Source organism: Flavobacterium sp. CF108 (assembly GCF_900129795.1).
GTDB lineage: Bacteria > Bacteroidota > Bacteroidia > Flavobacteriales > Flavobacteriaceae > Flavobacterium.
The window spans coordinates 332,205-351,288 of record NZ_FQWW01000002.1 but is presented as its reverse complement, the minus strand read 5'-3'; the positions used below and the strand labels follow the sequence as shown (position 1 = coordinate 351,288).

Annotated in this window: 18 protein-coding genes and 1 tRNA gene; 9 read left to right on the top strand and 10 right to left on the bottom strand. The window is 33.0% G+C overall.

Annotated elements, in window-relative coordinates; translation table 11 throughout:
• The first annotated feature begins 229 nt into the window (after positions 1 to 229).
• Positions 230 to 889, top strand: coding sequence for an HAD family hydrolase (locus tag BUE10_RS06825; RefSeq protein WP_073483575.1), 660 nt, complete (start codon positions 230 to 232; stop codon positions 887 to 889).
• 83 nt (positions 890 to 972) lie between these two features.
• Here the strand turns inward: BUE10_RS06825 and BUE10_RS06820 are convergent, their stop codons facing one another.
• The gene (locus BUE10_RS06820) at positions 973 to 1,392 is read right to left on the bottom strand and encodes a hypothetical protein (protein ID WP_073483573.1); all 420 of its coding nucleotides are present in this window, start codon (positions 1,390 to 1,392) and stop codon (positions 973 to 975) included.
• 209 nt (positions 1,393 to 1,601) lie between these two features.
• Between BUE10_RS06820 and BUE10_RS06815 the strand changes: the two genes are divergently transcribed.
• On the top strand, positions 1,602 to 1,835 hold the full coding sequence (locus tag BUE10_RS06815) for a hypothetical protein (protein WP_073483572.1): 234 nt from the start codon (positions 1,602 to 1,604) through the stop codon (positions 1,833 to 1,835).
• A 443-nt stretch (positions 1,836 to 2,278) separates the two neighbouring features.
• Here the strand turns inward: BUE10_RS06815 and BUE10_RS06810 are convergent, their stop codons facing one another.
• Together BUE10_RS06810 and BUE10_RS06805 are read right to left on the bottom strand one after the other, a co-directional pair.
• A complete protein-coding gene (locus BUE10_RS06810) occupies positions 2,279 to 3,148 on the bottom strand; it encodes a hypothetical protein (RefSeq protein ID WP_073483570.1) in 870 nt (289 codons plus the stop codon).
• A 194-nt stretch (positions 3,149 to 3,342) separates the two neighbouring features.
• Positions 3,343 to 3,424, bottom strand: a tRNA-Leu gene (locus BUE10_RS06805).
• 109 nt (positions 3,425 to 3,533) lie between these two features.
• On the opposite strand from BUE10_RS06805, the gene BUE10_RS06800 reads away from it, so the two are divergent.
• The 4 genes from BUE10_RS06800 (at position 3,534) to BUE10_RS06785 (ending at position 7,561) form a co-directional block, all read left to right on the top strand.
• Entirely contained in the window at positions 3,534 to 4,922 is a 1,389-nt protein-coding gene (locus tag BUE10_RS06800) for a dipeptidase (RefSeq protein WP_073483568.1), read from the top strand.
• Positions 4,923 to 5,315: 393 nt separating this feature from the next.
• Positions 5,316 to 5,759 carry a toxin-antitoxin system YwqK family antitoxin gene (locus BUE10_RS06795; RefSeq protein ID WP_073483566.1) on the top strand — a complete coding sequence of 148 codons (444 nt, stop codon included), beginning with the start codon at positions 5,316 to 5,318 and terminating at the stop codon, positions 5,757 to 5,759.
• Between the two features lie 3 nt (positions 5,760 to 5,762).
• Positions 5,763 to 6,134 (top strand): BlaI/MecI/CopY family transcriptional regulator, encoded by a 372-nt coding sequence (locus BUE10_RS06790; RefSeq protein WP_073483564.1) that lies wholly within the window; start codon positions 5,763 to 5,765, stop codon positions 6,132 to 6,134.
• Positions 6,131 to 7,561, top strand: coding sequence for an energy transducer TonB (locus tag BUE10_RS06785; RefSeq protein WP_073483562.1), 1,431 nt, complete (start codon positions 6,131 to 6,133; stop codon positions 7,559 to 7,561). Before BUE10_RS06790 ends, BUE10_RS06785 begins: the two co-directional genes overlap by 4 nt.
• Before the next feature lie 109 nt (positions 7,562 to 7,670).
• On the opposite strand, the gene BUE10_RS06780 is transcribed toward BUE10_RS06785, so the two are convergent.
• Complete coding sequence (locus BUE10_RS06780) at positions 7,671 to 9,035, bottom strand: saccharopine dehydrogenase family protein (RefSeq protein WP_073484185.1); 1,365 nt, start codon at positions 9,033 to 9,035, stop codon at positions 7,671 to 7,673.
• 186 nt (positions 9,036 to 9,221) lie between these two features.
• Between BUE10_RS06780 and BUE10_RS06775 the strand changes: the two genes are divergently transcribed.
• Both BUE10_RS06775 and pckA read left to right on the top strand, forming a co-directional pair.
• Positions 9,222 to 9,608, top strand: coding sequence for a DUF423 domain-containing protein (locus tag BUE10_RS06775; protein ID WP_073483560.1), 387 nt, complete (start codon positions 9,222 to 9,224; stop codon positions 9,606 to 9,608).
• A gap of 206 nt (positions 9,609 to 9,814) precedes the next feature.
• Entirely contained in the window at positions 9,815 to 11,419 is a 1,605-nt protein-coding gene (pckA, locus tag BUE10_RS06770) for a phosphoenolpyruvate carboxykinase (ATP) (RefSeq protein ID WP_073483558.1), read from the top strand.
• Positions 11,420 to 11,636: 217 nt separating this feature from the next.
• Here the strand turns inward: pckA and BUE10_RS06765 are convergent, their stop codons facing one another.
• Together BUE10_RS06765 and BUE10_RS06760 are read right to left on the bottom strand one after the other, a co-directional pair.
• On the bottom strand, positions 11,637 to 12,695 hold the full coding sequence (locus BUE10_RS06765; RefSeq protein WP_073483556.1) for a phytase: 1,059 nt from the start codon (positions 12,693 to 12,695) through the stop codon (positions 11,637 to 11,639).
• Positions 12,696 to 12,770: 75 nt separating this feature from the next.
• A complete protein-coding gene (locus BUE10_RS06760) occupies positions 12,771 to 15,581 on the bottom strand; it encodes a TonB-dependent receptor (protein ID WP_073483554.1) in 2,811 nt (936 codons plus the stop codon).
• Between the two features lie 232 nt (positions 15,582 to 15,813).
• On the opposite strand from BUE10_RS06760, the gene BUE10_RS06755 reads away from it, so the two are divergent.
• Complete coding sequence (locus BUE10_RS06755; protein WP_073483552.1) at positions 15,814 to 16,914, top strand: DUF4407 domain-containing protein; 1,101 nt, start codon at positions 15,814 to 15,816, stop codon at positions 16,912 to 16,914.
• Between the two features lie 146 nt (positions 16,915 to 17,060).
• On the opposite strand, the gene BUE10_RS06750 is transcribed toward BUE10_RS06755, so the two are convergent.
• The 4 genes from BUE10_RS06750 to BUE10_RS06735 form a co-directional block, all read right to left on the bottom strand.
• Positions 17,061 to 17,768 carry a PH domain-containing protein gene (locus tag BUE10_RS06750; protein ID WP_073483550.1) on the bottom strand — a complete coding sequence of 236 codons (708 nt, stop codon included), beginning with the start codon at positions 17,766 to 17,768 and terminating at the stop codon, positions 17,061 to 17,063.
• A gap of 96 nt (positions 17,769 to 17,864) precedes the next feature.
• The gene (locus tag BUE10_RS06745; RefSeq protein ID WP_073483548.1) at positions 17,865 to 18,233 is read right to left on the bottom strand and encodes an MmcQ/YjbR family DNA-binding protein; all 369 of its coding nucleotides are present in this window, start codon (positions 18,231 to 18,233) and stop codon (positions 17,865 to 17,867) included.
• Between the two features lie 8 nt (positions 18,234 to 18,241).
• Positions 18,242 to 18,592: a DUF4260 domain-containing protein gene (locus BUE10_RS06740; RefSeq protein ID WP_073483546.1), complete on the bottom strand. Its 351-nt coding sequence runs from the start codon at positions 18,590 to 18,592 to the stop codon at positions 18,242 to 18,244.
• A complete protein-coding gene (locus BUE10_RS06735; RefSeq protein WP_073483544.1) occupies positions 18,592 to 18,990 on the bottom strand; it encodes a GNAT family N-acetyltransferase in 399 nt (132 codons plus the stop codon). Before BUE10_RS06735 ends, BUE10_RS06740 begins: the two co-directional genes overlap by 1 nt.
• Positions 18,991 to 19,084: the final 94 nt, after the last annotated feature.

Here is a 19,084-nt window from a genome sequence, read left to right as displayed (position 1 = left end):
TCGACAAAGATTGGCGATTCTCTTTGTAGATTCCCGAGTGCGATTTCTCGTTCCTCGAAATGACAAACAGTACTTTGTAATCATTACTTAAAATAAAAACTTTGGGCCTCTGCGACTTTGCGAGATTCAAAAAAAACTCTTAGCGAATCTCCGCGAAAACCTCTGCGAATCTCTGTGAAATAACCCTTTATTACCCTATCTTGCAACCGTTAAAAAACAAAAATATAAAATGAAACAGCAATGTGTAATTTTTGATATGGATGGCGTGATTTCGCACACCAATCCGCATCATGTGAAGGCTTTTGAGGCATTTTTCGATAAATATAATGTTCCTTATACCAATGAAGAATTTGAAGAACATATGTACGGAAAACATAACAGTTATATCATGACACATTTCTTCAAACGTCCAATTGCGGGAGAAGAACTTCTAAAACTCGAAGACGAAAAAGAAGGAATGTTTCGTGAAATTTATAAAGACAAAGTCGATACGATTCCGCATTATTTGGATTTTTTAAGCGAATTAAAATCTCGCGGATTTAAAACAGCCGTTGCAACATCGGCGCCGCGTGCGAATTTGGATTTGATTGCAAACGCTTTAAAAATCACAGACAAAATGGATTCGATGATGTCCAGCGAAGACGTTACGTTTCATAAACCAAATCCCGAAGTCTATTTAAAATCGGCAGAGCGTGTTGAGGTTTCTCCGTCGGATTGTGTGGTTTTCGAAGATTCTTTTTCGGGAATTACTGCAGGATTAAATGCAGGAATGAAAGTGGTTGGTGTTTTGAGTACGCATACAAAAGAGCAGCTTCCTGTATGTGATTTTTATATTAATGATTATAGTGAAATTAATGTGGATAAAATTTTGGAACTATTAAACAGCTAAAATTTTAAACCATATAAGAAATATAAGTTCATTTAAAGAAATGAGCATAATTTAAATTGCCTCCTGCTTTAGCTGGAGGTTTTTTATTTTTCCCAAAAGATTCTTTGGTTATGCTCAACCAAATATAAACAAGTGTTTCCGTTTTCGTCTAGTGCTTTTTTGATATCAAAAGTATAAGATCCTTTAGTTTGTGCTTCTATATTTGTTCCGCAATCGCTCCAATTTAGCTGTTCTACTTTTTTGTTTTTTATTTTACTGCTAATTATTTCATAGGGTATATTACCATCAAAGACAAATTGTTTAAAATCAATACTTTTAGTTGAATTGTCACTTTTCAAATCACCAATCAAAGTTCCAGCAATTACCAAAGAATCAAGATCTTTTCCGGTTTTGTTGTAGAACTTAGCGTGAAAACCTCTGAAATTTAAATAACTAATTAAAGTTATAATGCATAATAATGTAATTAAAAACAATGCTATTTTTCTTTTCTTCGATATTTTCATTTGTTTAGAGACTTGTCATTTATAAGCAAATCTAACAATTAATGAATTGCCTCCTGCTTTAGCTGGAGGTTTTTTTATACTTGAAAGAGAAAGGCTTTAGCCGAAAATTTGATTTTCTATATGAAAAAAATAATTAGAGTTGAAGGCATATTTGCCTATATAAAATAAATGTTCCTGATGATTTTTGCAATATTTTAAATTATAAAATTATGAGTACAAATCATTTTTCAGAAGAAGTTGAAACAAGAATAAAAGACTTTCTCATTAATTCCATCGGGCGAAAAGATTTAGCAAAAACAATACGACAGGTAAATTACGCTCTTTCGTTATGCTCCATGCGAGGTTGTGAAACCTTAGAATCTGAATTAAATAATATCGATGATAATTTTTATTGGCTGAATAAATTGGCAGAAGTTCTTGATCCTTATTTGGATGTTGAATGAAGAAAGGTTTTAGGTTTAGTTTGTCATTCCGAGGAACGAAGGAATCACATCAGAAATTACAAAACGTAAAACAATCTTTATCGATTTAGAAGTGTGATTCCTTCGTTCCTCGGAATGACAATCTTTGTGGTTACTTTATCTTCAAGGGATTGAAATCCCTTGCTACAAAATAAATCATTCCTTCGGAATTTTATATAGCGTTCCGAAGGAACAAATTATATTGTAGGGATGGATTTTAATCCATCTTCGCAATCATAATCGTCATTTTTTGTCATTCCGAGGAACGAAGGAATCACATAAGAAATTCCGCAAAGAAAAGCGACAATCTTTGTCGATCAACGCGTGCGATTCCTCGTTCCTCAGAATGACAATATTGTAGGTACTTTGTGGTATGATTTTATTAAAGTAATAGAAACTTTCCATTTTTTTTTGTTCTATAGCCTTTAATTTATGCCTTGGGTATTTAAATTACCAACAGTAAATACAAAGTTAGCATATTCTTTTTTGAACATTCCTCTTTCTTTGTCAAAGCCAATTTCAAATTGAATTTTCAAATTATAAATATTTAAATTGGTATTTTTTGAAATAATGTTTCCAATTTTAAGTATATCTAAGGATTTAATGTAGTTATAAGATTTTTTAAACAATAAAGATGTTAGTTTTTTATCAAGATCTTTAAAAAGAGAAATCTCTAACAAATCATTTAAGGTTATTACTGTCAGATTTTCAATGGTATTTATATGATGTTCAAACCATCTCAAGGAATTTTGATCTATTAAGAGTCTGTTTAAGCTATCTTTTGCTAAAATTCTAGCATTATTTATAATTCCTGCCCCATAAAAATTATTGTCATAACAAATTATTTTATCATAAGTTAAACAATATCTTAATTCAATTCTATCTATAATTGAAAATAAATTCTTATTAAGTGTTGAGATATAACTTCCGGAATTAAATCGTCTCACGTTTAACTCAAAATATCCACAGAAAAGTAAAGATTGAAATGGATTATCAAAAATTTGAAATCCACCATCACCTGTACTGATAAAGTTTTCCTTGAAGTCACTTAGTTTATTGCCGTAATTGCTAAAAAAGAAAGGTTCATTTTTTAAACACATTTTTATTGTTAAATCATAAATGGAGTTAAATAGAACAGGAACATATACTTGAATACTTTCTTTGTATTCACTATATTTATAAATATCAATACCTACAATTGATTTATTTTCTAAGTATTCTGAATGAAAATTTTCAATTTCAGATTCAGTTAATTTGGCTTTTTTTAGCTTTTCTTCAGGATTAAATTTTTTCAAGATATTAAGTTTTTTGGTTAATAGTTGTTAATTATTTGAAATCTAAATAAATTTATTAATAATATACAAATAGTTTATTACGTTTCTGTATTTATCAAATATAGAAAAGAATTCTTAAGAAGAGTTTTTTGAAATTAGGACCAAATATCCCAAAAACAAAAAAGCTTCTGAATATTTTTCAGAAGCTTTTTTAGTGCGGATAATAGGACTCGAACCTACACGCCTTGCGGCACCAGATCCTAAGTCTGGCATGTCTACCAATTTCACCATATCCGCGTAATTGTGGGTGCAAAGATAAGCATACTTTCGAATATTCAAAGAAAAATTTCAAAAAAAATATTAATTCTCTTTTTTGTACTTTTGGGTTTCTATAAAAATTATTTAAATGGAAAATATTAAGTCCTACGTTCAACAACATAAAGATCGGTTTATCAATGAATTGATCGAATTATTAAAGATTCCGTCGGTAAGTGCCGACACTGCATATTCACAAGATGTTATTGATACAGCAGAGGCTGTAAAAGAAAGTTTATCAAAAGCAGGCTGCGATTTAGTTGAAGTTTGCGATACTCCGGGTTATCCAATTATTTATGGAGAAAAAATAATCGACCCAAATCTTCCAACAGTTTTAGTTTACGGACACTATGATGTTCAACCGCCAGATCCATTAGAATTATGGACTTCACCACCATTTGAACCCGTTATAAAAACTACAGATATTCATCCAGAAGGCGCAATTTTCGCACGTGGAGCATGTGACGACAAAGGCCAAATGTACATGCATGTAAAAGCGCTTGAATATATGGTGCAAACTAATAATTTGCCTTGTAACGTAAAATTCATGATCGAAGGTGAAGAAGAAGTTGGTTCGGCAAGTTTGGCCTGGTTCGTAGAACGCAATCAGGAAAAACTGAAAAACGACGTTATTTTAATTTCAGATACGGGAATGATTTCTAACCAACAGCCGTCGATCACGACAGGTTTAAGAGGTTTGAGTTATGTTGAGGTTGAAGTTACAGGTCCAAACCGCGATTTGCATTCTGGTTTATACGGAGGAGCAGTGGCGAACCCAATTAATATTTTGGCAAAAATGATCGCTTCTCTTCACGACGAAAACAATCATATTACGATTCCGGGATTCTACGATAAAGTTCAGGAATTATCTGCAGAAGAAAGAGCTGAAATGGCAAAAGCGCCTTTTAGCTTAGAAAAATATAAAAACGCTTTAAACTTAAATGATGTTTACGGTGAAAAAGGTTATGTAACAAACGAGCGCAACTCAATCCGCCCGACATTAGACGTAAACGGAATCTGGGGCGGTTATACTGGCGAAGGTGCTAAAACGGTTATTGCGAGTAAAGCTTTTGCTAAAATCTCGATGCGTTTGGTTCCAAATCAGGATTGGGTTGAGATTACAGAGCTTTTTACAAAACATTTCACAAGTATTGCTCCGGCTGGAGTTACGGTAAAAGTGACGCCTCACCACGGTGGACAAGGTTACGTTACGCCAATTGACAGTATTGGTTATCAGGCGGCAAATAAAGCGTATACAGAAACGTTTGGAGTTCCGGCAATTCCGGTTCGTTCTGGCGGAAGTATTCCAATTGTGGCTTTGTTTGAGAAAGAATTAAAAAGTAAAACGATTTTGATGGGATTTGGTTTGGATAGCGATGCAATTCACTCACCAAATGAGCATTTCGGAATCTTTAATTACTTGAAAGGAATTGAGACTATTCCGTTGTTTTACAAGTATTTTGTGGAATTGAGTAAATAAGGTGTTTTTGCCGCGAAGGCGCTAAGGCACTAAGTTTTTTTTAGATATAGAATCCGTTCAGAAATGAGCGGATTTTTTTTGGAAAGATTCAAAGGGACAAAGATTGTTTCAATTGCCTCCAGCTTTAGCTGGAGGTTTTGAGAAGAAATTGGTATTGGCTTTAGCCAAATTATAATTGTTGTTTATATAAATGAAGTACAAATTTGGCTAAAGCCTTTTCTTTTGTATTCCTTTTTACACCTCCAGCTAAAGCTGGAGGCAATTAAAAAAAATATCCTTAAAGCTTTGCTTTTATGTGACTTAAAAGAAATTTTTCTTAGAAAAACTTGCGTATTAAAATTTTAACTCTACATTTGTAGAGTGTTATCTATATTTGTAGAGTCAAAAATAAATATGAAAAATCTTCTCTTCTTGTTCTTTTGCGGACTAATGTTTTTGAGTTGTAAAAGCAAACCAATTAATCAGAAAATTGATAAGAAAAAAGAGGGTGTTTGGATAGATAATTATTCGCAAGACGGAACGAATTATAAATCGTATGAATACTATAAAAGTGATCAGCCGGTAAAAAAGTGGAAAACTTATATTAATGGAAAAGTTTACAAAACAGAGAAGTATAAAAATGGAATTTGTATTGTAAAAACTTACTACGAAAACGGAAAACTAGAATCAAAAGGGAAAACTAAACTAGAAACTAATTTAACTGAAACACATTGGTTTTATTTCGGAAAATGGAAATTCTATTCGGATAAAGGAAAGTTAAAAGGAATCAGAAACTATGAGAAAGGGGAATTGATTTCAGAACAAAATATAGAAAAAACTAACAACTTAGAACCTTAAAAAATGCAATTATCAAACTCAGAAGAACAATTAATGGAACATCTTTGGAAGCTTGAAAAAGCTTTTATGAAAGATTTACTCGAAGCGTATCCTGAACCAAAACCGGCAACAACTACTGTTGCAACGCTTTTGAAACGAATGATCGATAAGAAATTTGTTGCTTACAACGAATTTGGAAATTCGAGAGAATATTATCCGCTGGTAAAGAAAACGGCTTATTTCTCAAAACACGTAAACGGCTTAATAAGCAATTTTTTTAATAATTCGGCTTCACAATTTGCTTCTTTTTTTACGACAGAAACCAATTTATCGGCTTCGGAATTAGAAGATCTTAGAAAAATAATAGATTCAGAAATTCAAAAAAAGAAAAAATGATAGACTTTTTTATAAAATCGACGATTGCTTTAGGCGTTTTTCTGGTTTTTTATCATTTGATATTAGAGCGCGAGAAAATGCATCAGTTTAATAGGTTCTTTTTGATTTTTTCAATTGTAATTTCGTTAGTGATTCCATTTATTTCAATTGAAATTGTTAGAGAAATTCCACTGAATGTAAAGAATCAAATCAGTTTTGATCCGGCGACAATTACTAAATTTCAAAATGAAGAAAAAATCGATTATAAATTGATTTTCTTATGGAGTGCATATGGATTAGTTACGCTTTTATTAGCGGCTAGATTTGGTAGAAATGTTTGGGTAATTATGTCTAAATCCAAGAGTAATACAACAATAAACTTCAAGAATTCGAAATTGGTTCTGGTTGATGAAAAAATCCTTCCACATACTTTTTTAAATTACATTTTTGTTAATTCTGCGGATTACAAAAACCGAAAGATTGAGGAAGAATTGTATACGCACGAATTAGTTCATGTTACACAAAAACATACTGTTGATATTTTGTTTGTCGAGGTTTTAAAAACAATTTTCTGGTTTAATCCACTCTTTATATTTTATAAAAAAGCAATTCAGTTAAATCACGAATTTCTTGCCGATCAGCAAATAGTAGAAGAATATAATAATGTTCCATTTTATCAAAAACTACTTTTAGAAAAAGGAAATGGAAGCCCAGCAATTTCTCTTGCCAGTAATTTAAATTATTTAGTAACAAAAAAAAGATTAATTATGATGACAAAAAACACTTCAAAGAACAGGGCTTTTCTGAAAGAAATAGCTATTATTCCGATATTTACGATTTTAATAGTTTTTTTATGTTTTAAAACTGTTGCACAGGAACCGAAAATAGAAATGAAAACTGTTACTCATAATAACGCTCTTGAAACGAATCGTTTTAAAAAGACTGATGTTTTAAACAAAGAAAAAAGCGATGTGACTCCGAAAAATAAAAACCAGGAATTAATGACGGAGCAAAACCGAAAAATTTCGGAAGATGATTCTGTTGCAAAATCAGCCGATATAATTGTAAATTCAATTGGAGAAAAACCTGAATTTCCAGGCGGAATTACAGCATTTTATAAATTCATAGGGGCCAATTTCAAAACACCAGCTGAAGTAGCGGCAAATAAAATTGAAGGAAAAGCATATCTTGAATTTATGGTAGAAAAAGACGGTTCGCTTTCAGAATTTAAAATTTTAAAAGATTTAGGTTATGGAATAGGCGATGAGGTAATTCGCGTTTTAAAACTTTCACCAACATGGACACCCGGTACTGAAAAGGGGAAGCCAGTTCGTGTACTTTATAGTTTGCCTGTAACTATTGAAAATAATGAAGAACCAAAAAAATATAAGGTAATAAAAGCATCCTATCCGAGAATGGATTTTGCACCAACTATTTTTGGAAATTAAAAAGTATATAAAATCTTTTTTTTACAATCAAAAAAAATCCGCTTTCAGATTTTCTGAAAGCGGAAAAATAAACTAAAAAAAATTCTAAAAATAAAAAGTGAGATCTGGATTAAAATAAATCCGGATTGTATCCAAAATAAGGTACGCCTTGTTCGTTAAAAATAACGCCGTACTCTTCTAATTCCTTTAATATTGGTTCATAAACTTCTTTTTTTATCGGAAGCTGAACGCCTGGAGTTGTAATTTTTCCATTTAAAATAAGCAAAGTTGCCATTGCAACCGGAAGTCCAACTGTTTTTGCCATTGCGGTATATGTTTGATCGTCGCCAATACAAACCATTTTTGAATCGATTTGCTTTTTCTCTCCGTTTAGTTCATAACCAAATTTATGATACATCACGATCATATCTTTGTCTTCTGGTTCAAGAGCCCAGCTGTCGGTTAAGATTTTTTCTAAAATTTGAGCCGGAGTAGCATTTGGCAGGTTTACTTTTTTGTTTGGGTTGAATAAATCCAATTCTAAAAGTTTATCCCACATAATATCGTCCTGATCGATTTTAAGAATAAAACGGGTTTTAATTTCAACCGAATCTGTTGGATGATAAGGAAGAAATGAATTCATAAATTGACGATAACTCATGTTTTCAGAATCTTCGATAACATAACTGTCATCTGTCATCCCCAATTGTACAAACATATTCCATGCTTTGGAAAAACCAACTCTTCGAATTGTTCCTCTATATAAAGTCAGGACATCATCAAGTCCGTAAATTGATCTGTATTTTAGCGAATCGCGATTAGAGTAGGCTTCAAATTTTCCGTAACCTTCGACTTCAAGAAATTCTGTCCGGCGAAATAATGCGCTATACGGAATATATTTATAAGTGCCTTCCTGAATAAATTTAGCAGCTCCGCCTTGTCCGGCCAAAACCACATTTCTTGGTGCCCAGGTAAATTTATAATTCCATAAATTATTATCAGATTCGGGAGCGACTAAACCGCCGCAAAACGATTCAAACAAAAGAATATTACCGCCTTTTGATGTGATTTCGTCAATAACTTTCATGGCACTCATATGGTCGATTCCAGGATCAAGACCAATTTCGTTCATGAAAATCAGGTTATTCTTTTTGGCTTCTTCATCAAGAGCCTGCATAGCATCACTTATATAAGATGCTGTTACAAGATGTTTTTTAAACTGCAGACAGTCTTTTGCGATTTCGATATGCAAATGTGCCGGAAGCATTGAAATTACAATCGAAGCTTTTTCGATTGCAGCACGTCTTTCTTCTGTATTAAAAATATCTAAAGCAATTGGAGTTGCGTTTGGATGTTTTTGTGTTTTTTTCTCGGCTAAAGCCAAAGACAAATCGGCAACAACAAGATGCAGGTTTTCTGTTTCTGATTTTGCAAGTAAGTAACGAATCAGCGAAGATGCTGATCTGCCGGCTCCAATTATTAAAACGCTTCTCATAACTCTAATATTTAACACAAACATATTAAAATGTTATAAATATAACAAATATAATTTGAAAAATGATAATTATTTAATTCGTAAATCGAACAAAAAAGTCAATTTTAGAGCTGAAATATTTTAAAAACTAAAATGAATATTGAATAGGATGAAGTATTTTTGTTTCAAATTAAAAGTCTGGAAAATATGAAAAGAAGAATAGTTTTAACTGGAGCCTTTATAGGAATGTTAGCCATTATTTTTGGTGCTTTTGGAGCCCATTTACTAAAGAAATATCTGGGTGTCGATGAGTTAAACACTTTTGAAGTTGGTGTTCGTTACCAAATGTACCACGCTCTTTTTTTACTTTTCCTTTCAACCCGAAAAGACATCACTGAGAAAACCTTAAAAGCAATCTATAATTTAGTTGTTGCAGGTGTTGTTCTCTTTAGCGGATCTATTTATTTATTAGCTACTAAAAGTCTTACAGTTTTTGATTCTAAGATTATCGTATTCGCAACACCTTTGGGCGGATTCTTATTAATTATTGGCTGGGCGGTATTATTTCTTACTATTTTGAAGAAAAAATCATAAAATCCAGAAAAAAAAATTCTGTGTAAAAATTAATCTTTAATTTTGTCTCATAATTAACATATAACGTTACTTATGTGAATTTTTATTGCTTTTTATCTTCTTTGATAAAAAATATAACAATTTGCAAACTTGAGCTTTACGTTTAAGAATAAGTAAAATTATATTTTGTTGCACCAAAAAATAACATACAACACAACATTAAATTTATGGACAATAACACACTTTTCGCGCAATCGATTTCGTTAAAAGAATTAGGAATAGAAAATGCAACGGTTCGTTACCAGTTATCAGCAGATGAACTGCATGCCATAACTGTTCAGTCAGGACAAGGTGTTGAGGCCTCTACAGGTGCTTTGGCAATTAATACAGGTGAATTTACAGGACGTTCTCCACAAGATCGTTTTATTGTAAAAGACAGCATTACAGAAGATAAAGTATGGTGGGGAAATGTAAATATTCCTTTTTCACCAGAAGCTTTTGAGAAATTATATAATAAGGTAACCAAGTTTTTATCAGACAAAGAGGTTTTTGTTCGTGATGCTTACGTGTGTTCAGATCCAAATTATAGACTAAACGTTCGTGTTGTAACCGAAACAGCCTGGTCAAATTTGTTTTGCTACAATATGTTCTTAAGACCAGAAGAGTCTGAATTGGCAAACTTTACTCCAGAATGGACTGTAGTTTGTGCTCCAAGTTTTATGGCAGATCCTGCTGTAGACGGAACACGTCAGTCAAACTTCGCTATTCTTGATTTTACTAAAAAAGTAGCTTTAATTGGCGGAACGGGTTATACAGGAGAAATGAAAAAAGGAATTTTCTCTGCTTTAAACTTCATTTTACCGGTTTTTGAAAATACATTACCAATGCATTGCAGTGCCAATGTTGGTAAAAACGGAGATACAGCTATTTTCTTCGGATTATCCGGAACTGGAAAAACAACTTTATCTGCAGATCCGGAACGTAAATTAATTGGAGACGATGAACACGGATGGACTGGTGAAAATACTGTTTTCAACTTCGAAGGCGGATGTTACGCTAAAGTAATCAACTTAACAGAAGAAAATGAACCAGACATTTACAGAGCAATCAAAAAAGGTGCGCTTTTAGAAAATGTGGTTTTCAAAGCGGGAACTAAAGAAGTGGATTATGATGATGTTTCAATCACTCAAAACACTCGTGTAAGTTACCCAATAACACATATTGACAATATTCAGCCGGGTTCTATTGGTCATAACCCAAAAAACATATTTTTCCTTACAGCAGATTCTTTCGGAATTCTGCCTCCAATTTCAAGATTAACTCCTGGGCAGGCTGCTTACCATTTTATTTCGGGTTATACAGCAAAAGTGGCGGGAACAGAAGCTGGAGTTACAGAACCACAGCCTAATTTCTCTGCTTGTTTTGGAGCGCCTTTCATGCCTTTACATCCAACAAAATATGCTGAAATGTTAAGCAAAAAAATGAAAGATGCTGATGTAAAAGTTTGGTTAATCAACACAGGTTGGACTGGCGGTGCATACGGAACAGGAAGCCGTATGAAACTAAAATATACTCGCGCTATGATTACGGCTGCATTAAACGGTGAACTAGATAATGTAGAATACAAAAATCACGCAGTATTTGGAATTGCAAAACCACAATCTTGTCCTAACGTCCCAGAGGAAATTTTAAATCCTAGAAATACATGGGAAGACAAAGATTTATACGATAAAAAAGCGTTAGAATTAGCTCAGAAATTCAAAGCTAATTTTGCCAAATTTGAAGAATTTGCAAATGCTGAAATCTTAGCAGGCGCACCGATTACAGAATAAAAGGAATTATTTAATTCAAATTAAAAAAGCTGTTCAGTTATGAACAGCTTTTTTTTGTTTCTAGTTTTAAGTTTCAGGTTTCAGGTTTGTGGTTGAGCGAAACGATTGTCAGGCTGAGCGAAGTCGAAGCCCCCGCAAAGCACTTCGACTTCGCTCAGTGTGACACCGAATTTGAGTCTCGATAAAACCTGAAACTTGAAACCTGAAACAAAAAGAACTATTTCTTCTCTTCATCAATACGTTTCTGGATCAAATCCCACGCATAATAATGAAACGTCATTCCGTTGCTCATGGCTACGAAAAGTCCATTTTTGTATTTTGGACCTAAGTTTACGCTTGTAACATCAGCACCATCGCATTCAATTGTTGACGTTGGAACTTCTGCCAATAAAGTATGTTTGTTTGGATTTCCTTTTGCGCCTTCTCTGGCATAAACCATAAAAGAATTTGCCTGTTGGTTTGAAACTAAAATATATCCTGTAGAATCTGTTTTTTTGTAAATCGCAATTCCTTCATGATCTGCTTTAAAGTCTTTTTGACCAAAGAAAGCCAATTCTTTATTATCGTTTAAAGCAGGATCAGCTTTGTATTTTCTAATGCCGACTTGTTCATCGCAATAGTAAACAAAACCTAATTCGTTATCAACAGCAATAGCTTCAATTTCTTTTTTACCGCTGTAAGTTCCAAATTTACGAACCACTTTTGCAGCAGCAAATTTTCCATTTCCAGAAAGTTCATACTGCCATAAATAACTTCCTGTTGGACCCGTTTTTCTTCCCACAATAGCAAAAATCTTTTGATCACTTGGGCGTGTGTATAAAGAAACTCCCATAGGATCTCTTTCGGCATCACCTTCAAAAACAGGAATTCCGCCATTATCAATTGGTTCTAAATCAGGTAAACTGAAAATTCTAATTTTATTGGTTTCGCGTTCTGTTGTAACCGCAATATCTACTTTTTTTCCATCAATGATTAATCCGTAAGCGATATCAACATTATTTGGACGTTGTAAAACAATTGATTTTTTAAGGATTTTTCCATTTAAATCAAAAGCATACAAACCGCCGTCTGTATCTTTATCCGTTCCCACAATAATACTTTTTGTAGCATCGGTTGGGTTAATCCATATTGAAGGATCGTCTGTATCGTGAGGCAAAGCTTCGGTAACGGCTGTTGGTTTTACCGCATTTGGTTGAATTGATGCTAATTTATCATCTTTACAAGCTGTAAATGAAAGGCTTAAAAATAAAAAAGCAAGTATAGATTTGTTTTTCATTAGGTATTTATTTTTAAATGAAATTAGACAGAACGGTAAAGTCCTGTCTAATTTAAGAAATTTATAAATGGATTATTACAAGTCTAATTTCAATCCGAAATTATAACGGGCTTGGTAATATTCTACTTGTTTCGTATGCGTTTCAATTCCTTGGTAGTAACGCAATGGCTGATTCGTTAAGTTATTTGCTTCGGCAAAAAGACGAAGTTTTGGCGTAATCTTGAAAGCAGCATTGGCATCTAAGAAAAACTGTTTGTCATAATAACTGTCTTTATACGATTCTGAACCTAATTCATCTAAATAATCAGATGTAAAGTTGGTTGAGATTCTTGCAGAGAAACGTTTGTTTTCCCAAGATAATGATCCATTAAACATATGAGGAGTAGTTCCCGGAAGGCTGATATCCTTTCTTTCGTTTCCATCCTCATCGGCAATTCCTTTTGCTTTAGATTTTGTATAAGTATAGTTTAAATAAACAGCAAAACCTTTTAAGAATTTGCCCGGAAGGAAATCTAACTGACGTTGAAAAGCAACTTCAAATCCGTAAACATCAACTGTATCACCATTTCGTGATTGTAAAAATGACCAGTTTTCTCCAACCGGAATTGGGTTTGTCTGATTAGGAAAATCATTTGCAAATTTTACACTGTCGTATTCATTATCACTGTAATTGTAAATGAAATCATTTAATCTTTTGTAGAAAACACCTCCGGAAATCAAACCAACAGATTTGAAATAATTCTCGGCCATGAAATCATAATTGTATGAGTATGTTGCATCAAGATCCGGATTTCCGGCTGTAATTTCTTTATCAGAAGCGATATTATTTACATAAGGTGCTAATGCATAATAATTTGGTCTTGCTAAAGCGGTAGTTGCTGCAGCTCTTAAAACTAAATCTTTTGTAGCATTATATTGAAATGAAATGCTTGGCATTAAATTAGTATACGAGTTTGTCGTGTTGATTTTACTCTCTAATTCTTCTTCATCTAAAACTCTGTTTCCTGTATAATCAATATGAGTATTCTCTAAACGGAAACCTAAAACCATCGAAAGTTTATCGTTAAAATCCTGATCCCATCTTACATACGCTGCATAAATACTTTCTTTTGCATTATAGTTTACCGCTAAAAATTCTGAAGGATCTGATTCTTTATCAAATAAAGCTGGATTATTTAAATCAAGATTTCCTAAGAAATTTGCCGAAGCAAAAGTTCCCGGTATATATTTAGTTCCCGGATTGAAATTTTTCCCATCAAAAGTAGTTGTCGAAATTTCAGATAACAAATCCATTCCGTCATTAATTGGCTCATAAGTAAAGAAAGTATTGTTTCTTTCTTTTTCTTTCAAACGAAGTCTAAGACCCGTTCTCAATCTTCCTTTTTGAGCAGGAATAATAGTAAAAGGAAAACGGATATTAACTTTTGCGCCAAATTCGCTCTCACTTGTTTCGTCTGTATTTTCAGAAACCGAATCAAATTCAAATTGATCCAAAGCTTCACCAGTTGTTGTAACCAATGGGAATTTTAAATCAGAAAAATTTTCAGTCATTTCTAAACCTGTCTGACGATATTCGATATAACGCTCTCCCGGACGGTATTCTCTGGCTTTTGCATAGTTTGCAGACCAGTCTAAATCTAATTTTGAGTTGATTAAATGCTCTCCGCGAATAGAATAATTCTGAACTCTTTGATCTTCTAATCTTCTGCTTTTGTTACGGTTGTTGTCAATACCGCCTTTAGTTTCACGTTTTACACGACCTTCAAAACCTGTAATTTGTTCACCATTATAAATTGGTTCGATATCATCGTAAGTCGTTCTAAAACGGTTTTCTCTATCGTCTCTCCAGTTGTAAATTGCATTGGCAAAAATGGTGTTGTTTTCGTCAAATTTATAATCTAAAGCAACAGATCCGCTGCGGCGAATACGCTGTACATTATATTTTCTGATTTCTGAAGCTTGTAGATATTCATTTCCAAAATCATCTTTTACCCATTCGTTTTCTACGTTATCAGATCCATAATCAACATTGTTATAAGAACCGCTAAAAACAGCACCTAATTTATTATCGAAAAAACGATTTCCGTATACAAAACCTGCTGTATAACTTGCGTGTTCACGTATTGGTAAATAACCTCCCGCAAGAGTTGCAGAAATTCTTTCTCCATTTGGAGTTGCTCTTGTAATTAAGTTTACAGAACCTCCAATAGCATCAGCATCCATATCTGAAGTCAACGTTTTATTTACTTCAATAGTCGAAATCATATCCGATGGAATTAAGTCCATTTGTACGTTTCTGTTATCTCCTTCTGCAGAAGGAATTCTGTCACCATTTAAAGTAACCGAGTTTAAAGACGGAGCCAAACCTCTAATAATAATATTACGAGCCTCACCCTGATCATTTTGCATTGTAATACCCGGAACACGTTTTAAAGCGTCTCCAACGTTAGCATCTGGAAAACGTCCCATTTGATCAGATGAAATTACGTTTCCGATGTTTTTATTGTTTTTTTGCTGATTCAGTGCTTTTGCCTGACCTTTTAAGATATCTCCAACAACAACTTCACTCAACTCCGTTCCAGAAGTTTTAAGAGCAAAATCTAAAACATTGTTTTTACCTTGTTCAACAGTAATTTCATGAGTTATAGAAGTATATCCAATATATTTTACTTCAACTTTATAAGTTCCAACATTAATATTCAATAATTCAAAACGGCCGTTGTAGTCAGAAATCGTGTATTTGTTTTCTCCAACAATCTGGACCATCGCTCCCGGCAGCGGAAGTTTGTCGTCTGCATCCAGCACTTTTCCGGAAATTATCGCTTTTTGCGCATAACCCGAAACGGCTAAAAATAAGAACATTAATAATAAATTGATTTTTTTCATTGTGTGTTTAGTTTGATTCATTGCGAAACTATACTCTTTGTATTACTAAAACCCTTTAAAAAAATTAACATAGTGTTATGATTAGTCAGTTATTCCTTATTCTTATTAATGTTTATCTAACATTCAAGTCTCAAATAATTGATTTGCAGTTAAAAACAAATTGATATTTTGAACGTAATTAAAAATTTGGCGTTAAATTTGCCCTATCAATCACAATCAAAAATCATCAATCATGTTAAAACAATTTTTTATCCTTTGTTCCGGTGCCGACCGAGATTTATTAGAAGGATGTTCAGAAGGCGAACAAACCAAATATGTTGGTATTGGTGCCACCGTATTCTTTACCGCTGTAATGGCATTTTTAGCCAGTGCTTATGCACTTTTCACCGTTTTTGACTCTATTTATCCGGCTTTAATTTTTGGGTTTGTATGGAGTTTATTGATTTTTAATTTAGACCGATTTATCGTTTCTACAATTAAAAAGAGAGACCGTTTTATGGATGAATTCCTGCAAGCGACTCCGCGTATTCTTTTAGCGATTATTATTGCAATTGTAATTTCGAAACCTTTGGAAATTAAAATCTTCGAAAAAGAAATCAATACCGTTTTATTGAAAGAGAAAAACGAAATGGAATTGGCCAATAAAAAGCAAATTGGCACGTATTTCAAAACAGATTTAGATAAAAATAAGGCTGAAATTGCAGCTTTAAAAGCAGATATTGTAAAGAAAGAAAAAGAAGTAAACGCTCTTTATTCTACTTATATTACAGAAGCTGAAGGAACTGCCGGAACTAAGAAATTAGGAAAAGGCCCAGTTTATAAAGAAAAACGTGAAAAGCACGATGCGTCCTTAAAAGAATTTGAAACGCTGAAAAAGACAAACGAAGCTAAAATTGCCGAGAAAGAAAAAGCAGGCAAACAACTTCAAGCCGATTTAGATAAAAAAGTTTCGCAGACACAGCCTATTATTGAAGGTTTCGACGGATTAATGGCGCGTATAAATGCGTTAAATAAATTACCGTGGCTTCCGTCATTTTTTATAATGCTGTTGTTTCTGGCAATCGAAACGTCTCCAATTATAGCCAAATTATTAGCACCAAAAGGGGAATTCGATTTTAAACAAGAAGAAGCCGAAACAGCGATGAAAGCTACTTTGGAGCAGAATAAATACCAACGTGAATTATTAATGAAAACCAGTGCAGAAATGCATGATAGAGTATACGCTGATATCGCCGAAGATAAGGCTCTTTATGATTTGCAGCGAAAAAATGCAAAGGAGTTATTAGAACTACAATCGCATAACTTTTTAGATAAACAGAAAGCTACTTTATAAGTCGAAAGTTGGAAAGTCCAAAGTCGAAAGTCAAAGTACAGACTTAAAAAGATAAAGCCAGAAATAGAATTTTTCTATTTCTGGCTTTTTATTATTTAGGAGGAAAAGACTTTATGACTTTCGACTTTCCAACTTTAAGACTAATTCTACATATAGCTTAAAATCTCTTTTTTATAAGCATCATATTCTCCCTGCATGATTAAACCATTGTCAAGAAGTTTTTTGTAACTCTGTAATTTGTCAAAAAGTTCTTCTTTAGATAATTCGCTTAATTTACGATCTCCGGTTGCAGGCTGCGCTGGCTGAATTGGTTCAAAAGTTTCAGTATATATTGGCGCTGCTGGTAAAATTTCAGCAAAGTTTGTTACTTCTTCTGTTTCAACTTCTTCAACTTCTTCTGTTTCCTCTTCAAAAACAGGTTCAGCAACTTCCTGAACAGGCGTTCCTGCAGAAACTGGGTTTTTCAATAAATCCAATTGTTCTTTAGCGTAAGTATAAATTTTTCTAGCCTGAATTTTCGGAATATAATCAATAGAAACAGCTAAATCTGTTTTTGTGCCAAATGAAAATTCAGAACCTAAGATATTTTCTTTTACAAAAGTACTTGCAATATCATCCCAAGTATAATCTGTAAAATCCATTGAAAGACCTAAATTTTTAGGTTTACAGATAATGATACGTTTGTTTGTTAATACAATACTATCAGGAAAAACAGTAATTGCAGGCTTTTTTTGCACTGCGATGTATCCAACTTCTTCACCTTTCATCAATAAATCGTTGAGTTTTGAAGTGATTTTTTCAATCGCTTTTGGATCTTGTTCTTCGTTTAGGAATTTTTTAAATTGTTCTTTCATGGTTGTATAAGTTGTAACTAAGTTGCTAAGTTTTTTTTCTTACCGTGCAAATGTAATGCCTAATTTTCTAATTGCTCCGCCTGTTCGGTAAAAAAATTACCTCGGGTCAATAATTTCATTCTGAATTTTCTTTGTCAAACTTTTGAAAACCAATTCATACGAATGATCTATCAATTCTTTGACAAATTTATCCGGAAGATTTCCGTTTAATGCAACCGTATTCCAATGCACTTTACTCATATGAAATCCCGGTTTTATCTCGTCATATTCGGCTCTGAGTTCCTGCGCGTGGTCTGGATCACATTTTAAATTGACCGAAGCCTCATTTTTTTCCCATTGTGATAAGGAAGATAAAGCAAACATTTTACCGCCCACTTTAAATACCAAAGTATCTTCATCAAAAGGGAAATGTTCGCTCACACCTTTTTTTGAAAGACAATATTCGTAAAACGTTTCTAAATTCATATCATTTATTATTTACCAATTTCACCTAAATGTGTGTATTTAAAACCCTTTTCATATTTTAATCCGTAACCAAAAATACGATCCATTGCCGAATGTGAAAATAAAATAATTCCGGCTAACTGAATGCTTTCAATACTTAAATAATATCCTAAAGCATAAATTAAAAGTGCAATTCCTTTATGGTGAAAAAGGTTATAGAGAAATGCACCCGTTTTGTTGCCAAAAGCATATCCAATCATAGACAAATCTGGAGCTAGTATTAAAACCAAAAACCACCACCAGTCGTAATGTAAACGGTTAAAAAGAAATATTCCGAGAATAAATAAAGCCGTTTCTTCGAGTTTAATAATTGTGTTCATCATACTATTTTTTCCATCATTTTTTCAGGATGATTCAGTTTTGTAAACCCGAATTTCTCGTATAAAAAGTGAGCGTCGCTTGTCGCCAATCGCCAAATTTTGATATCTTTAAGCTGCCGTTCATTCATCATCGTTTCAATTAAAATCGACGAATATCCTTTTCCGCGATGTTCTTCCGTTATAAAAACATCCATTAAATAAGCAAAAACAACATAATCTGTAATCACTCGTGCAAAGCCAATTTGTTTGTCATTTAAATAGATTCCAAAGCAAATCGAAGCATCAATTGTAGTCTGTACTTCTTCAATAGTTCGTCCCGCCGCCCAATAAATATCTTTTAAAAAGTTTTGTATAAACGGAACGTCAAGTTTGGTTTTATCTGTTGAGACACTAATCATTTTAATTTTAGATTTTAGAGTTCAGATTTTAGATTTTTTTTGCCACGAATTTCACGAATTTTCACTAATTTCTTTTTTTATTTTGCCACAGATT

Excerpts from the sequence above, each read along its gene's own strand:
- BUE10_RS06825 (WP_073483575.1), top strand. The coding sequence starts at position 230 with ATGAAACAGCAATGTGTAATTTTTGATATGGATGGCGTGATTTCGCAC.
- BUE10_RS06820 (WP_073483573.1), bottom strand. The coding sequence starts at position 1,392 with ATGAAAATATCGAAGAAAAGAAAAATAGCATTGTTTTTAATTACATTA.
- BUE10_RS06815 (WP_073483572.1), top strand. The coding sequence starts at position 1,602 with ATGAGTACAAATCATTTTTCAGAAGAAGTTGAAACAAGAATAAAAGAC.
- BUE10_RS06800 (WP_073483568.1), top strand. The coding sequence starts at position 3,534 with ATGGAAAATATTAAGTCCTACGTTCAACAACATAAAGATCGGTTTATC.
- BUE10_RS06795 (WP_073483566.1), top strand. The coding sequence starts at position 5,316 with ATGAAAAATCTTCTCTTCTTGTTCTTTTGCGGACTAATGTTTTTGAGT.
- BUE10_RS06790 (WP_073483564.1), top strand. The coding sequence starts at position 5,763 with ATGCAATTATCAAACTCAGAAGAACAATTAATGGAACATCTTTGGAAG.
- BUE10_RS06785 (WP_073483562.1), top strand. The coding sequence starts at position 6,131 with ATGATAGACTTTTTTATAAAATCGACGATTGCTTTAGGCGTTTTTCTG.
- BUE10_RS06780 (WP_073484185.1), bottom strand. The coding sequence starts at position 9,035 with ATGAGAAGCGTTTTAATAATTGGAGCCGGCAGATCAGCATCTTCGCTG.
- BUE10_RS06775 (WP_073483560.1), top strand. The coding sequence starts at position 9,222 with ATGAAAAGAAGAATAGTTTTAACTGGAGCCTTTATAGGAATGTTAGCC.
- pckA (WP_073483558.1), top strand. The coding sequence starts at position 9,815 with ATGGACAATAACACACTTTTCGCGCAATCGATTTCGTTAAAAGAATTA.
- BUE10_RS06765 (WP_073483556.1), bottom strand. The coding sequence starts at position 12,695 with ATGAAAAACAAATCTATACTTGCTTTTTTATTTTTAAGCCTTTCATTT.
- BUE10_RS06760 (WP_073483554.1), bottom strand. The coding sequence starts at position 15,581 with ATGAAAAAAATCAATTTATTATTAATGTTCTTATTTTTAGCCGTTTCG.
- BUE10_RS06755 (WP_073483552.1), top strand. The coding sequence starts at position 15,814 with ATGTTAAAACAATTTTTTATCCTTTGTTCCGGTGCCGACCGAGATTTA.
- BUE10_RS06750 (WP_073483550.1), bottom strand. The coding sequence starts at position 17,768 with ATGAAAGAACAATTTAAAAAATTCCTAAACGAAGAACAAGATCCAAAA.
- BUE10_RS06745 (WP_073483548.1), bottom strand. The coding sequence starts at position 18,233 with ATGAATTTAGAAACGTTTTACGAATATTGTCTTTCAAAAAAAGGTGTG.
- BUE10_RS06740 (WP_073483546.1), bottom strand. The coding sequence starts at position 18,592 with ATGAACACAATTATTAAACTCGAAGAAACGGCTTTATTTATTCTCGGA.
- BUE10_RS06735 (WP_073483544.1), bottom strand. The coding sequence starts at position 18,990 with ATGATTAGTGTCTCAACAGATAAAACCAAACTTGACGTTCCGTTTATA.